This is a genomic window from Sediminibacillus albus (assembly GCF_900101125.1).
In the GTDB taxonomy this organism is placed as follows: Bacteria; Bacillota; Bacilli; order Bacillales; family Amphibacillaceae; genus Sediminibacillus; species Sediminibacillus albus.
Genome location: NZ_FNFL01000006.1, coordinates 130,769 through 145,648 on the forward strand (window position 1 = coordinate 130,769; position 14,880 = coordinate 145,648).

General features: G+C 40.6%; 16 protein-coding genes. 2 read left to right on the forward strand and 14 right to left on the reverse strand.

What is annotated here, in order from left to right; all coding sequences use genetic code 11:
• Window positions 1–161: 161 nt before the first annotated feature.
• The 8 genes from BLR93_RS14735 to BLR93_RS14770 all read right to left on the reverse strand — a co-directional run bounded on the left by BLR93_RS14735 (window position 162) and on the right by BLR93_RS14770 (window position 6,763).
• Window positions 162–1,475, reverse strand: a complete 1,314-nt coding sequence (locus tag BLR93_RS14735) for a DRTGG domain-containing protein (RefSeq protein WP_093216172.1) — start codon at window positions 1,473–1,475, stop codon at window positions 162–164.
• Window positions 1,476–1,549: 74 nt separating this feature from the next.
• Window positions 1,550–1,777 (reverse strand): hypothetical protein, encoded by a 228-nt coding sequence (locus tag BLR93_RS14740; protein ID WP_093216174.1) that lies wholly within the window; start codon window positions 1,775–1,777, stop codon window positions 1,550–1,552.
• Between the two features lie 141 nt (window positions 1,778–1,918).
• Window positions 1,919–2,599, reverse strand: a complete 681-nt coding sequence (locus BLR93_RS14745; RefSeq protein ID WP_093216177.1) for a metal-dependent hydrolase — start codon at window positions 2,597–2,599, stop codon at window positions 1,919–1,921.
• Between the two features lie 85 nt (window positions 2,600–2,684).
• Window positions 2,685–4,235 (reverse strand): polyamine aminopropyltransferase, encoded by a 1,551-nt coding sequence (locus BLR93_RS14750; protein ID WP_093216179.1) that lies wholly within the window; start codon window positions 4,233–4,235, stop codon window positions 2,685–2,687.
• Between the two features lie 133 nt (window positions 4,236–4,368).
• Complete coding sequence (locus tag BLR93_RS14755; RefSeq protein WP_093216181.1) at window positions 4,369–4,764, reverse strand: DUF350 domain-containing protein; 396 nt, start codon at window positions 4,762–4,764, stop codon at window positions 4,369–4,371.
• A gap of 19 nt (window positions 4,765–4,783) precedes the next feature.
• Window positions 4,784–5,440, reverse strand: coding sequence for a DUF4247 domain-containing protein (locus tag BLR93_RS14760; RefSeq protein ID WP_093216184.1), 657 nt, complete (start codon window positions 5,438–5,440; stop codon window positions 4,784–4,786).
• A gap of 128 nt (window positions 5,441–5,568) precedes the next feature.
• Entirely contained in the window at window positions 5,569–6,237 is a 669-nt protein-coding gene (locus BLR93_RS14765; RefSeq protein ID WP_093216186.1) for a PspA/IM30 family protein, read from the reverse strand.
• Window positions 6,238–6,253: 16 nt separating this feature from the next.
• Window positions 6,254–6,763 carry a DUF4178 domain-containing protein gene (locus BLR93_RS14770; RefSeq protein WP_093216189.1) on the reverse strand — a complete coding sequence of 170 codons (510 nt, stop codon included), beginning with the start codon at window positions 6,761–6,763 and terminating at the stop codon, window positions 6,254–6,256.
• 215 nt (window positions 6,764–6,978) lie between these two features.
• Here BLR93_RS14770 and BLR93_RS14775 point away from each other — a divergent pair, with 215 nt between their 5' ends.
• Complete coding sequence (locus BLR93_RS14775; RefSeq protein ID WP_093216191.1) at window positions 6,979–8,073, forward strand: M24 family metallopeptidase; 1,095 nt, start codon at window positions 6,979–6,981, stop codon at window positions 8,071–8,073.
• 625 nt (window positions 8,074–8,698) lie between these two features.
• Here the strand turns inward: BLR93_RS14775 and ald are convergent.
• Both ald and BLR93_RS14785 read right to left on the reverse strand, forming a co-directional pair.
• Window positions 8,699–9,826: an alanine dehydrogenase gene (ald, locus tag BLR93_RS14780; RefSeq protein WP_093216194.1), complete on the reverse strand. Its 1,128-nt coding sequence runs from the start codon at window positions 9,824–9,826 to the stop codon at window positions 8,699–8,701.
• Between the two features lie 78 nt (window positions 9,827–9,904).
• A complete protein-coding gene (locus tag BLR93_RS14785) occupies window positions 9,905–10,657 on the reverse strand; it encodes an SDR family oxidoreductase (protein WP_093216196.1) in 753 nt (250 codons plus the stop codon).
• 152 nt (window positions 10,658–10,809) lie between these two features.
• Here BLR93_RS14785 and BLR93_RS14790 point away from each other — a divergent pair, with 152 nt between their 5' ends.
• Entirely contained in the window at window positions 10,810–11,250 is a 441-nt protein-coding gene (locus BLR93_RS14790) for a universal stress protein (RefSeq protein ID WP_093216199.1), read from the forward strand.
• Window positions 11,251–11,299: 49 nt separating this feature from the next.
• On the opposite strand, the gene BLR93_RS14795 is transcribed toward BLR93_RS14790, so the two are convergent.
• The 4 genes from BLR93_RS14795 to tpx form a co-directional block, all read right to left on the reverse strand.
• Entirely contained in the window at window positions 11,300–11,614 is a 315-nt protein-coding gene (locus BLR93_RS14795) for an EcsC family protein (RefSeq protein WP_093216201.1), read from the reverse strand.
• Between the two features lie 145 nt (window positions 11,615–11,759).
• Window positions 11,760–12,947: an acetate kinase gene (locus tag BLR93_RS14800; protein WP_093216204.1), complete on the reverse strand. Its 1,188-nt coding sequence runs from the start codon at window positions 12,945–12,947 to the stop codon at window positions 11,760–11,762.
• Window positions 12,948–13,095: 148 nt separating this feature from the next.
• Complete coding sequence (locus tag BLR93_RS14805) at window positions 13,096–14,088, reverse strand: class I SAM-dependent methyltransferase (RefSeq protein ID WP_093216206.1); 993 nt, start codon at window positions 14,086–14,088, stop codon at window positions 13,096–13,098.
• A 264-nt stretch (window positions 14,089–14,352) separates the two neighbouring features.
• Entirely contained in the window at window positions 14,353–14,853 is a 501-nt protein-coding gene (tpx, locus tag BLR93_RS14810) for a thiol peroxidase (protein ID WP_093216209.1), read from the reverse strand.
• Between the last annotated feature and the right edge of the window lie 27 nt (window positions 14,854–14,880).

Sequence of the window (14,880 nt, forward strand, 5' to 3'; positions counted from 1 at the left end):
AAAAGAATTCTTAAAGCGATGCAGGAAGCACGCTAGTCGTATGAAACGATACAGGCCGACAGATTAACAGCGGCCCGTATCGTTTTTGATTTACCCGAAGCCAGTAGGGAAAATATCACTTGTACTTATTTGCGTTGAGAGGCAAAAATGAAAATGTTGCGTTATCGGTCTATTAACTGGGCTAGCAGTAACGCTTTTCCCACTAATGTTTTATTGTTGAATACCTCGATGTCTACTTTAGCAAATTTCCTGCCTGCTTCCAGCAGCCTCGGCTTGATTTCCAACATACTCTCCAATTGAACAGGCTTGATAAAATAAATGGACAAGTTTTCCACTACTAAATCTCCCTTTTTATATTGGCGAAGCAGCCTGCTTGACGCTTCAGTAACAAAAGAGGTGAATACCCCATATGATAAGGTTCCAAGCTGGTTGGTCATCTGCGGAGTAACAATCGAACGGTAAATTGCCTGGTTATCTTCATCTGTCACTGCTTCTAATCGGCTTGTTACAATATCATCGATTGTTTCTCCCACATGCGGCTGTCTCTGAATGTTCTGAAGAGCTTTTAACACATCCTGCCTGGAAACCAAGCCTTCCAGTTTTTGATGCTGGCCGACAACTGGCATAATCTCAATTCCTTCCCAAACCATCATATGTGCTGCGTAAGTTAAAGAGGTTTCTTTTTGGACAGTCATAGGATTTCTCGTCATCACTTTGTCAATCGATAAAGAACGATCCTTGCCTATGATATCTTTAGACGTAACCATCCCTATCACTCGCCTATTTTCATCTACCACCGGATATCTACTATGGGTGGTTTCCTCATTTAGTTGATACCATTTGTCCAGCTTGTCTTTAACTGTCATGAAAAAAGCTTCCTGTTCCGGAGTATAAATATCACCTACCAAAACAATTTCTTTCTTGATCAGTTGATCATAAATCGCCCGATTGATCATCGCTGCGACTGTAAATGTATCATAACTTGTCGAGATAATCGGCAGTTTTTTTTCATCCGCAAGCTTTTTAACGTGGTCTTCCGTATCAAAACCGCCGGTGATTAAGACGGCCGCACCCTCCTGGATTGCTAGTTCATGGGCTCCCACCCTATTACCAACAATCAACAAGGAATCTCTTTCTGTATATCTCATCATTGCATCCAGTTTCATGGCTCCAATCACAAATTTGTTCAGCGTTTTATGAAGTCCTTCTCTGCCGCCTAATACTTGTCCATCAACAATACTAATAATTTCAGCAAAGGTGAGATGTTCGAAATTTTCTTTTTGCTTCCTTTCAATTCTAATCGTCCCAACCCGTTCAATCGTACTGACCATGCCTTGATTTTCAGCTTCTTTAATTGCACGGTAAGCGGTCCCTTCACTAACGTTCAGTTCTTTTGCAATCTGTCTGACCGAGATTTTATTTCCCACAGTCAGGGAATCTATGAATGATAGGATCTGTTCGTGTTTGGTAGCCAACCTTTTTCACCATTCTTTCATCTGTACTAATAATAATTCTCCTATTGTTATTATACAGATGATTAGCTATACCTTCAATTTTTTCCAGCTTGGAGTTCTTGGTCTATCCCTTGTTCCATAACCGGCGGCTTTGTCATCCTTAACAAGGTAGCAAGATTGGCACCTGTTACCAGCAAAAAAAACGCCAGCCAGCCTGCCCAAAAGTAAGCTGCCAAGGTTCCGCCTGCTTGATGGATTGCCGGCCAAGCTAAGTATAAAAAGAAGCAAGCCAACAAAATTCGCAGCAAAGCATACTGTTTCATATTTTTTCCCCCTCTGTTTTTGCTATTATATGCAAAAAGGTCTGCTGACATGATTTTGTCCAGCCACTTGTTCATAAAGAGAGTGATAAAAAAATCCTTGCATCTAAAGGTTTAGATACAAGGATTTTACGCAAGTTAAATTTAAAGTTCGATGCTTTCTCCTGGTTTCAAGGCCACACCTTTACCTGGCTTCACTTTCTTGGCAAAGGCTTCTCCATCTTGTTCAATCAATGGGAAAGTATTGTAATGAATCGGAACTACCTGCTTAGCTTGCACCCATTTCGCAGCTACCAGAGCATCTTCCGGCCCCATGGTAAAGTTATCGCCAATAGGTAGAAAGGCTAGATCAATGTTGTTCATTTCGCCAATTAACTTCAAATCAGAAAACAGCCCTGTATCACCAGCATGGTAAATGGTTTTGCCTTCAAAAGTAAAAAGTATTCCTGCGGGCATACCAGTGTATATACTTTCTCCATTTTCATCGGTAAAAGCGGATCCATGAAATGCCTGCGTGAACTTCACTTTGCCGAAATCAAACGTATGAGCGCCTCCAATATGCATTGGATGCGTCTTTAATCCGCGGGATTCTAAGTAATTTGCCAGTTCAAATGGAGCAACTATTAATGAATCGTTTCGTTTAGCAATATCGATGGTATCTCCAACATGGTCATTGTGCCCATGGGTAAGCAGAATCACATCTGCTTCTACTTTGCTGGCATCCAAATCAGAAGTACCGTTTCCGCTAATGAAGGGATCGATTAAAATCGTATGCTTGCCTGTGACAATTCGTACGGCTGACTGGCCATGGAAAGAAACTTTCATCATCTCTCACTCCTTTGGGTTATTTATCCTCATCGTAGCAATACGATAAGCCTTCTTCAAACTTTATACCCTTTTTAGGCTATAATTAATAATTTTCCCAGGCATTCTCATACTTTTGAATTAAATGAGGATCAATAAGCGTGTTAGGCTTTAATTCTTTCGAATCTCCGTTTTTGTCAATAATGTGATTATCTTCATCCTTGCCGAACTCCGTCAGGCTCGGGAGCAAGCTTGTTGTAACAAAGCGAGTAGGGACTGAAACGGCTAAGCCTGATATGTTAATTGGTTCCCGACTCGCCATTACATAACCCCAATTCCCAAAACTTGGTACATCCACATGCAGGTTTTCAACATGTAAGTTGGTAGAAGCCACTGTTTCAGAAATCGTCCAATAAACTTCACGAGCAAAAACAGGACTGGTTGCTTGTACCATCATTGCTCCATCAACGGACAAATGGTTTCTTGCCAGAGAGTAAAATTCTTTCGTATATAGTTTATTTAGACTTTCATCATTCGGGTCGGGTAGATCGATTAGGATAACATCAAACCAACGGTTCGTTTCCTCCAAATACTTAAAGGCATCCTGATGAATGATCTTCATTTTTTCATTTTCCAAGGAACCCTTGTTAAGTTTTAACAGGTGTGGATTGGTATTGGCCAATTTCACAACTGCCGGGTCGAGGTCAACTAAGGTTACCGTTTCCACATTATCATATTTCAATACTTCCTTGGCAGCAATACCGTCTCCTCCGCCGAGGATCAACACATTTTCCGGGTTTTCCGCCTGGCTCATCGCGGGATGCACCAATACTTCATGATACCGGTACTCATCTGTTGAACTTAATTGAAGTCCGCCATTTAGATACAACCGTGTATCCTGGCCATCTTTGGTTAGTATGATTTTTTGGTATTGGCTCTCCTCCATATGGATAATAGGATCCTGATATAATTTTTGTTCAAAAGAGAAAGCCATTTCTTCTCCAAATAAAAAACCGATTATCAAAAACAACAGAATCACACAGCCAATTGCAAAGTGTATCGCCATTTTCGCTATTTCTTTCCTGAATAACCACAAAACTGTCAAAGCAACCAGCAGGTTGATACAGCCTACGAAAAAAGCACTTTTAACCATTCCTAATTCCGGACGCAGAAAAAAGACAAAAAGCAATCCGCCAATTAAACCACCTGCATAATCAGAAAACAATACTCTAGCCGTGCTTCGATTCAGTGTTACGCCGATTTCATTCGCTTTACGGATAAGAATCGGCAGTTCCACCCCTGTTAATGCTCCTACAGTGAGTGTAATTAAATAGAGGAACAGTGCATCGGTGCCCTCTGGAGAAAAAGCAGTGATGCCAAACATCGCAAAACTGGAAAAACCCCCAATTAAGGCAACCATGAATTCAATGTACACAAAAGAAATCAGCAAATTCTTCATTACTTTTTCACTTAAGCTCGCGCCAATACCCATACCTGTCAAAAAGAAAGAGATGACTAACGTATATTGTTTTACTCCATCTCCTAATATGTAAGACCCTAATGCGCCAAATAACACCTCGAAGATAATCCCGCAAATAGAAACTATTCCGGATGCCCAATAGATAAAATGACTTTGCCTTATAGATTGTTGGTCCAAATTTGTTCACTCCGTCTATCAAATCAACCATTACTTCTGTAATGATTATTCTTACTAATTAATTCCGTAACCCAATGCATCCTAATAAAATCAGGCCTGACTCAGCTATCTTAAAGTCAGGCCTCTTGATAAATTATGTAATGGACGCACCGATGACAAATGCTAACCCTATGGAAACAGCCATGGAAACAATACCAACAGCTACATTATTTTCTTTTATCTTAGCCTCGACGGAAAATTTCCTTGTCAAAGCTTCAAATAGAAGATAAGCAATCATCTGTAAGACAACTCCGTAAGCTCCCCAAATAACTGTCTCCCAAATACTGATGCTGTTATAGATAGCAAAAGCTAAAACAATACATATCCCTATGATTTTACCTGAAACTGATAGAGCAACTGCAGTGTTGCCGGTTGCAATTTCCTCCCAATCCTTGTACTTTCTTGTCAACATTTCAAAGATTATCAGTCCGACCAGGACCACAAGGATAGCAATAATAAAATAAATCAATGTAGAAATAAATGGTTCCATTCGATAATACCTCCTCTAATTATTTTCCAGAACTTGACCCGCCGCCCCTGTATGATGACATTCCCCTGTTTGTATTGAGGCCACCGCGGTTTTGTGTGGTGTAGCCGCCATAACAGCTGCTGTTTTTGCACTGATCCATCCGGGATCTTTCCCAGCTGCTAGTGCCCAGCATCCTGTTGATAAGTAGAAATGTAAAAAATCCATTTAAGTAGTTGGGGGAATAATTACTCCTCACAAATTGATCTGAAGCAACTTCGATCAACAAAACTTCATTATCCTCTTCACTTGTTTTAAAAGTAACGAAATGATTAGGATAGATTAACATTTGCTGGTTATCTTTCACTTCACTTTTCTCATCAGGGGAGTTTATTTCGGTTATGAGGGACACCAGTTCTTCCCTGGTAAATTGCCTGGTAGCATATACATTGGCATTCCCATCATCACCTGATACGACATCCAAAAGATGAAAGTTATTAGAAATAAGTGCTTCTATTTCCGTGTCAGAAGCCGATTCCAGCTTTTCTCTTAATTCTGATTGGCTGGGTTCATCTGGAATTTCGTCGACCGATACGGATGGTTTTTCTTCTGAGCCAGATAACTGTGAGTTGCTGAGCGGACCGCATGATGCCAGAATCAATATTAAAGATAGCATGCTCACTCCTAAGATTTTAGGCATATTAAAAGTCAGACCTCCTTTCGGTATTCTTGTTGAAAATAAAGAACCCTTGCAACCTAGCCGGGTACAAGGGTTCAACCATTTCCATCCGTCTCTTATCCTAATACTTACGGATGGTTACTGGTTTGTTATTCCTTGCCAAGCTTTTTTTTCAATGCCGATAATTCATCATCGACATCATCTTTTTCTAAACTTTCAAATTCATCATCCAAGGACTTGCTTTCTGTTGAAAGATCGTCGCTCGTATCTGCCTCCGCTTCAAATTGCAAGACTTTTTCTTCCATCCTTTCAAATCCGCGTTTCGAATCATCACTTCCGATAGAAGACATTGTCCTGTTCATTTTTGTTCTTGTTTTGGCAGATTCTGCACGAGCTTTTAGCGAGTCTTTCTTCAGCTTCATTTGCTGATATTCTTTCTTCATTTCATCAAGTTTTTCACGAAGCACTTCTGAGTCTGCCTTCGCTCTTTCCCAAGATTCTTTAAGTGAATCAGCCTGCTGCTGCTGGTCTTTTTTGTCTTTTAAAGCACGTCTTGCTAAATCTTCATTTCCTGCCTCGATAGCTTTTTCTGCCTGTGCTTGTCTTTTGTCTACTAATGCTTGTGCATCATTATATTTACGATTCAACATTTTTTCATTGGCTATTTGTTTGGCAACAGAGCCTTCTACTTCTCTAATGTCAGACTCCATATCTCTCATAAATTGCTCCAGCATTTTGACTGGGTCTTCTGCTTTATCCAACATAGCATTTAGTTCTGAATTTACTAGTGTACTTACACGTTTAAACATTTTGAACATAAAAAATTCCTCCTTATTATATCGAACCTGCAATAATTTTAATTTCATAGGGCTCAATTGCATAGCCAAAGCTCGCCTCTATCTCGCTTCCCCATTCTTCCAAGCTGATAAAATGTTCTTCTGCTTCATCATAATACTCTGCATAAGTTATCTGCCTGCCATTTATATTTTTGCTTCTGCCTTCTCCGACTACCCTTGCTTCCCCAGTTTCATCAAGATAATAAATATTGTCCTGATAAGTCAGCTGTTTTGGAAAAGGCTGATTTACCGGAAGGTTGATTGTCTGGTAGATACCAAGCTCCAGCTCGTCGTCCATTTCTGCAGACAACCATATAATATTCTTGCCTTCCAACAGTTGATAACCAAACCATTCGTATGAATCTTGCCGATAAATTATTTTGCCGACAACTTCATAATCAACCAATTCATAGGTAATAATATCACCAACTTCGATGGATAATGCTGAACGTTCTTTTATTGGTGGATTGCTTTCATTCTTTTTAAAGAGTTTAGAGAACAGTCCCACTTGTTCACCTCTGCTTTCCAGGATTAATCCTTATATATTATTTCATACGGAAAAACTTCCAGGAAGGTTTCATTATTTCAATTTTTATTCCTGCTTCATTTATGTTAACAAACTTTCCAACAAAAAAACATATTGGCGTTCGTTCCTGTATCGTTATCATTCGTAGGACTTAGTTTGTTATACTAATCAACAGAAATAAGAAAGGTGGAAAATCAATGGATAGATTACAGTCAGTCATCAATCAACTCAAAGAGAATAACTATGAGAGTGCACTAGTTACTTCCCAAGCAAATGTGTACTATTTAAGTAACCACTATACGGATCCTCATGAGCGGCTTATCGCTATTTATGTAGACACTGCCGGCAACCCTCTGTTTATTCTGCCTGAGATGGAAAAAGAAGATGCATTAGCAGCAGGATGGAAGGGTGACATTCTAACGTATAAAGACCAGGATAACCCTTGGGTGCTTTTCCAGAACCATTTGAAAGACAGGGGAAGCTCACCTGATACAATAGCTATTGAAAAAGAGGATTTTTCAGTAGCAAGGCTGGAACAATTAAAACAGGCAGTAAGCGGTGCACAGATAACTGATGCTACCTCCATTCTTGCAAGCCTGCGGGTTATTAAAGACAAGAAAGAATATACGATTTTAAAGCAAGCAGCCGATTTAGCAGACTTTGGTGTAAAAACCGGTGTAGAAGCTATTAAAGCAGGAATCACTGAAATGGAAATACTAGCCAAAATTGAATATGAACTCAAGAAGCAAGGTGTAAGAGAAATGTCCTTTTCTACAATGGTTTTATCTGGAAAGAAAACAGCATCTCCACATGGTACTCCTGGCCAGGATAAAATAGAACCAGGTGACTTAGTCTTGTTTGATCTTGGAGTGGTCTTCGAAGGCTATTGTTCCGATATCACTAGAACCGTGGCCTATAAAAATATTGGAGCAGACCAGGAAAAAATTTATCAAACAGTATTAGCTGCCCAGGAAAAGGCTATTCAAGAAGCGCAAATCGGAAATGCTGCAGGAAAAATGGATCAGTCTGCACGAGAGCATATTGCCAGCCAAGGGTATGGACAGTATTTCACACACCGCATCGGCCATGGAATAGGAGTAGATGTCCACGAATATCCTTCGTTAACCTCGGAAAATGACTTATCATTGCAAGAGGGGATGAGCTTTACCATTGAACCTGGTATTTACGTGCCGAATGTTGGCGGAGTCCGAATCGAAGACGAACTATTTATGACGAAAAAAGGACCAGAACTCCTGACCAATTTCCCTAAAACACTACAAATAATTGATTGATGATGAAAGAAAAGCGGAAGCGCCTGATCAGCGTCGCTGGAACTGGATTGCCCCGCAGGAAGGAAACACAGTGCGACATCTGTCGATTCCACGAATCGCTTGTCGGTGGATGCTTGCCGCGGGCACGGCCTCAGCTAACTTGGTCAAGAAGACCACTTGACCAAGTGGATCTTCGGCTCGTGCTGTTCCCGCAGGCGTCACCAACGAACGCCCCTTGTGGAATCAACAGAGGTCAATCTTAAAGAGTGATTTTACATAGACACGGATATGAGGTCGTCTCATCTGTGGGCCTCGAAGGCATACGTATTCAAGGTGCTATGGCTATTTTTACAGCAAATATGATACGAATCGTTAAACAAATGAATGAATAGAGGGAACAAACCTCTTGAAATTAGACGAAAAGCGGTCTGTATGGAAATTAAATCCCACACAGACCGCTTTTTTAAAATTCTAACTATCATTGAGCTTCAGTTTTTCAGTCTCTTAGGCCGCCCTGCGCTCTTTTTCTATGTCCTGCTGCAGCGCCTAGCGTCTAGTGAACTTCCTGCACCTTCGTCCGATAAGTCAACATCATCGCTGTAAAAAGGACTTTTCTTTTCAATCTTTCAATAAACCTTTCATCCATTCAATCTGTTGCTCTTTCTAAAAGATCTTGAACTTCTGCGTATTCAAGTTGGTGTGCCTCAGCAACAGCTTGGTATGTCAGATAACCATCTAATGTATTTATTCCTTTTCTAAGAGCTGCATTTTCTTTGCACGCTTGACGATATCCCTTGTTTGCCAATTGTAATGCATATGGCACAGTGACATTCGTCAGGCCTATTGTCGATGTGCGGGGGACAGCCCCTGGCATGTTTGCTACCGCATAGTGCAATACACCATGCCTATTGTATGTAGGGTTGTCGTGCGTAGTAATCCGATCGGTGGTTTCAAATATTCCTCCCTGATCGATTGCGACATCGACAATGACAGATCCTTCTTTCATAGCTTGTACCATTTGTTCTGTTACAAGTTTAGGGGCTTTGGCTCCCGGTATAAGGACAGCACCAATCACTAGGTCTGATTCCTGCAAAGCTTCCTCAATATTTAAAGGGTTAGACATCAATGTATTAATCGAGGACCCAAAAATATCATCAAGCTGGCGCATACGGTCAGGATTTAAATCCATAATTGTCACATCAGCACCTAATCCCATCGCGATCTTAGCTGCGTTCGTGCCAACTACGCCACCTCCAATAATCGTCACTTTGCCTCTTCTAACGCCGGGAATACCCGATAGCAGCACACCTTTACCGCCTTTTGGCTTTTCTAAAAATTGTGCACCGATCTGCGAAGCCATTCTGCCGGCTACTTCACTCATAGGGGTTAGCAAAGGCAGAGAACCATTAGATAACTGAACGGTTTCGTAGGCAATGGCTACGACCTTTTTATCAATCAATGCCTTCGTTAACTCCGGCTCAGGGGCCAAATGTAAATATGTAAATAAAATCAATCCTTCATAAAAATAGCCATATTCACCAGGAAGCGGCTCTTTTACTTTCATTACCATTTCCTGTTTCCACGCGTCGGCTGCTGTTTCGACAATTATCGCGCCTGCTTTTTTATATTGCTCGTCCGTAAAGCCTGAGCCTTCACCTGCTGTTGTTTCAACAAACACAGTATGCCCGGCATTCTGCAGAGTAATTACTCCTGCTGGTGTCATCGCTACACGATTTTCATTGTTCTTGATTTCTCTTGGTATACCTATATTCATCTTAACCCCTCCAAAGTAGTCTTCTTCCTCCCTCACCCAGTTTGGGCTTCAGGAGGTCTATTTATGTATAAATATCATTCAACGGTATCGATGAATGACGTCTAACCCGCCTGTCACTTCAAATACTGATCCAGTAATCATATCTGAATCCTCTTCACAGAGAAACAAAATGGTTCTCGCGATGTCTTCTCCGGTGCCGGATCTGCCAATTGGAGTGTTGCTGTCCGGGACCGCTCTGCTTGCCTTTATTCCAGCCTCTTTCATTTCACCTGTTATGTTTCCCGGGCATACCATATTAGAAGTAATACCATATTCAGCCTCTTCGTATGCAAACGTTTTCGTTAAAGAAACCAGCCCTACTTTAGCTGCCGCAAAAGCGGAACGGTACAGCCATCCAGACGCAGAGTTAGCTCCCTGGAATCCATAGTTGATAACTCGTCCGAAGTTTTGGGCTCTCATCCCGGGAACAGTCAGCTGGAGTAGATGAAACACAGAATCTAAATTCCCTTTTATCATAGCATCCCATTCCGTTTGTGAATAGTCCATTAATTTCTTTCTTTCAAAAATATATGGCCCAGCGTTATTAATTAAGTAGTCAATCGTTCCGAATGTCTCATTTGCCTGATTTATTAACGCTTTCAATTGATTCTTTTTCAATACATCAGCTTGTACAATTAACAAATTATCACTGCCATACTTCTGTTGTAACTCACTTGCCTTTGTACTATCTTGCCGATAAGTAGCAGTTACTTGATGACCTGCTTGCAGAAATGCTTCTGTTACCTTCCTGCCTAACCCTTTTGTCCCTGCCGATATTAGTGCATGACCCAACACGAGCACCTCCACTACAAGATATCTTACAAAAAATCTCACTTTTATCCTACATTACCTTTTATTGAAATTCTATTTAAATGAATCTAGGGAGAAATTCTTCTCCATGATATACTAAAAGAAAGTACCAATGAGTGAAAGGAGAATTTGCTATGGAGTTTGAATATAAGCATATCGTTGTCGCGGTTGATGGCTCTAAAGCTGCTGAGCTGGCATTTAACAAAGCGGTTAATATAGCTAAACGGAATGATGGCCAGCTAATTCTTTCTCACGTCATTGACCATCGCACGTTTGCAACTGCAGAAGCCTATGATCGTTCGCTGGCTGAACGGTCGGAAGCCTATGCGAATGAATTACTGACAGGCTACCAGGAAAAAGCTGCAGCAGCCGGTGTAAAAGACATCAAAATAGACATAGAGTATGGTTCTCCTAAGATAAAAATCGCCAAGAATGTTGCCAAAGCTTATCAGGCAGATTTGATTATTTGTGGCGCTACCGGGATGAATCCAGTCGAAAGATTTTTGATTGGCAGTGTTTCTGAAAGTATAACCCGCTATGCCTCCTGTGATGTACTTGTCGTTAGAAGTGAATAATAAATAGCCTATCTCCTTATTAAATAAAGGGTAGGCTAAGAATCAGTTTCTATTGTTCTTGTGATTCTGCCATCCCTCGTTTTTGATAAAAACGCAGGGCGAACTCTCCCACTTTTTTAGGGATCTGGTAGTTAGCAGATGCGGCAACAGCCACTCCTACTATCGGGATTCGCTGTACCGCCTTTTTTTTAGACGATAGAATAAACAATGACTTTAACGCTTGTTTTAGAGGCTGATGAAGCCAAGAGTATTCGATCACTTCTACCTCACCTTGATATATATACTCTGATGCAAAAGAAGCTTCATCCAACAGCTTCTGCCATGCTTCGGCTTGAAATCGCCTTTGTTTGATTTCCTGAGCGATTGGTTTATCGCCTTCCGTGTTTACCCCTCTTCCAGTATTTTCTCTATCTTACCATATTGATGCCTTTCAGGACCCTTCCAACAAATAAATCTCGATAAAAAAACCAGGCTGTATTAGCCTGGTTTGCGTTTCTTGTATTAACATACTATTGAGTAAGCCTGATGGTATCTCTTGCAATCATAACTTCCTCATTCGTCGGTATAACAATTACTTTTACGGGAGAGTGCGGATAGTTTATGAAAGCTTCTTTGCCGCGAATATTATTCAATGACTGGTCCCAATAAACACCCATGAATTCCAGTCCTTTTAGAACTCTTTCACGAATTTCGGTACTGTTCTCGCCCACACCAGCAGTGAAAATAATTGCATCTACCCCATGCATCCTCGCAGCATAGGAACCAAGATATTTATGGATTCTTTCAGCAAACACCTCAAGTGCCAGCTCTGCACGCTCATCTTCATCCTTCGCTCTTTGGGTAATATCTCTTAAGTCGCTTGAGAAACCAGACAGAGCAAGCATTCCACTTTCTTTGTTCAATACATTCATCACTTCATTGGCTGTTTTACCTGTTTTATCCATAATATATGGAATCAAAGCAGGGTCAATATTTCCAGATCTTGTCCCCATTGTCACTCCAGCTAAAGGCGTAAAGCCCATAGAGGTATCAATGGACTTTCCGTTCTCAATAGCAGCAATACTTGCACCATTTCCCAAATGACAGGAAATCAGCCTTAATTGATCCAATGGCAAACCTAATAACTCGGAAGCCCGCTGTGAAACATATTTATGGGAAGTACCATGGAAACCATATTTTCTAATTCCGTATTCTTTGTAATATTCATACGGAAGACTATATAAGTAAGATTGCTCTGGCATCGTTTGATGAAAAGCTGTGTCAAATACTGCAACTGATGGTACTTCAGGCAAAATATCCCGGAAGGCACGAATCCCTGTAAGGTTGGCAGGATTGTGCAATGGTGCAAGTTCGGATACTTCTTCTATCTCATTGATTACTTCTTCTGTGATAGTTACCGAATCACTGAACCGCTCGCCGCCGTGGACGACACGATGGCCGATTCCATCAATTTCCTCCAGCGACTGGATGACGCCTGAGGAGGTCAATTTTTCCAGCAGCATTTTTACCGCTTCTTCATGATCCGGTATTTCTGTTGTTGTTTCATCCTTATTTTCACCGACTTCTATAGTAAAAACAGAGTTTTCAATTCCTATCCGTTCTACCAAGCCTTTAGCCAATACTGTTTCCGCAGGCATTTCGATCAATTGGAATTTAAGTGATGAACTTCCTGCATTTATAGCTAATATTTTGCTCAATTTGATTCAACCCTTTCGTTAATACGTCCTAACATTTCGTTCTATCATTCTTCCCTTACTCATTTAAACACCGCTTTAGAAAGTTTGCAATATCAAGGTTTTAATGATAACGCTTGCCATTTAAAATCTTTATTTTCTAACTATTTCTTTATGTTTGCGATATTCCTTCCTTTTTAAACCATTGATTGATTTTGACCAGAATATCGTTCATCGCCGATGCATTTTTGAATGATGGCAGTTTCGCCATCAGGGCTTCTTTTGGCGGCTTTGTATTTTGACCCTTTTTTTGCAGGATAAAGATGCTTTTCGCATTGTTTTCTGTTTTAAAAATGCTTGTTGGCAACTGGACTAGACCAAGTATATGAGCATTTTTTTGGATAAAGGCGTTTAACTTGGAGGCCTCGTCACTGTCAAATAGAAAGTTCGGGATAATAAACATCAAATATCCACCCGGACTGGTGTATTTCATGCTTTGCTCTATAAGAAGATGATGCGCATAGGAATGTCCTTCATCTGCCTTTAATTCATAATCATTGGCTACAATATCGTCTGGATAATAACCAACAGGCAAATCTGAAACAATCAAGTCTCCAGGTTCCATTAAAAATGGACGCAAACTATCCTGATGAAAAAGTTCCAGGTCAATTTGCTGCAAATTGGCACTCATCAATGCAATTTTTATTAGGGAAGGGTCTACTTCACTCCCAAAAGGAATAGCGTTCACCCGCAAATTATTTATTACGGCCGTCAATAAGTTACCTGTTCCACACGCAGGGTCAAATAAACGTATTTGCTGATTCGACTGGATGAGCTTATTGGCTAAGTATCCGACAAACATTGCCACTGTGTCAGGCGTAATTAAATGTTGTTGCTGCGTGGCTCCCTTCATCCCCTTCAATGCTGCCAGCTGTATCCCTTTTCTTATCTCTTCTTTCTCAAAGTTGTCTATATCAATTTCAGTTGCTTTTTTTTGCAGTTGTTGCTTTAATAAATCAGTCATTTCTTCTGTTGCTTTCTGCGTGAATAAAAATTCCAATACTAGAGCCAGACCATCCAAATAAGTTATATTCATCTGATGCTGTGCCTGTTCAGACGCTCCATCGAGCCAATTGAAAATATGTTCAATGTTATTGTGTTCCAAAATACTTCCCCCATTCCATTCTGTTCATCAGCCTTTAATTTTAACAAAACAAGCCGAGACAACGAAAAAATATGTTTACCAATTCAATATACTCGCTATGTATCTTTTACTTACTCTGTGCTCTTTCTTATTTAAAACATAAAAAAGCTGCCCTTCTGAAGTTCGTCTTTTTCATTAGTAACAGCAAGGAATATAAACGATGTGTCCTCGCATTAAAATGAATCAGACCCTGACAGTTGGGGCAGCCTTTTGATCAATTACTGATTAATTAGTCGTTCTGACAGCTTCCAAGGCTTTTTCATAGTTCGGATGGTTAGTTCCTTCGCTCACGTACTCTGTATAAGTTACTTTTCCTTCTGAATCAATTACAAACACGGAACGGGCCAGCAAGCGTAACTCTTGCATCAGCACCCCGTAATTTTCTGCAAAGTCGGCATCTTTATGGTCGGAAAAGATATCTATATGCTGGATATCATTAGCCGCTTTCCAACGTTTTTGAGCAAAAGGCAAGTCCATGCTAATAGTTAAAACCTTAACATTACCAAGCTTTTCAGCCTCATCATTAAACCTTTTCGTTTGCTCTGCACATACTCCTGTGTCAACGGATGGTACCACACTAATTAGTTTTACCTGGCCGCTGTAATCAGCTAAACTAACTTCATTCAAGCTATTATCTAATACCTTGAAGTCGGGAGCCTGGTCTCCTGTCTTTACTTCTTTACCAACTAGAGTCATAGGCGTTCCTTTAAAAGTTACTTCTGCCATTTTATCAGCCTCCAAAAATTAATTTAT

Bases quoted from the DNA above. Each gene is read 5' to 3' on its own strand.
- BLR93_RS14740 (WP_093216174.1), bottom strand. From the start codon at position 1,777: ATGAAACAGTATGCTTTGCTGCGAATTTTGTTGGCTTGCTTCTTTTTA.
- BLR93_RS14760 (WP_093216184.1), bottom strand. From the start codon at position 5,440: ATGCCTAAAATCTTAGGAGTGAGCATGCTATCTTTAATATTGATTCTG.
- BLR93_RS14745 (WP_093216177.1), bottom strand. From the start codon at position 2,599: ATGAAAGTTTCTTTCCATGGCCAGTCAGCCGTACGAATTGTCACAGGC.
- tpx (WP_093216209.1), bottom strand. From the start codon at position 14,853: ATGGCAGAAGTAACTTTTAAAGGAACGCCTATGACTCTAGTTGGTAAA.
- BLR93_RS14765 (WP_093216186.1), bottom strand. From the start codon at position 6,237: ATGTTCAAAATGTTTAAACGTGTAAGTACACTAGTAAATTCAGAACTA.
- BLR93_RS14790 (WP_093216199.1), top strand. From the start codon at position 10,810: ATGGAGTTTGAATATAAGCATATCGTTGTCGCGGTTGATGGCTCTAAA.
- ald (WP_093216194.1), bottom strand. From the start codon at position 9,826: ATGAATATAGGTATACCAAGAGAAATCAAGAACAATGAAAATCGTGTA.
- BLR93_RS14775 (WP_093216191.1), top strand. From the start codon at position 6,979: ATGGATAGATTACAGTCAGTCATCAATCAACTCAAAGAGAATAACTAT.
- BLR93_RS14755 (WP_093216181.1), bottom strand. From the start codon at position 4,764: ATGGAACCATTTATTTCTACATTGATTTATTTTATTATTGCTATCCTT.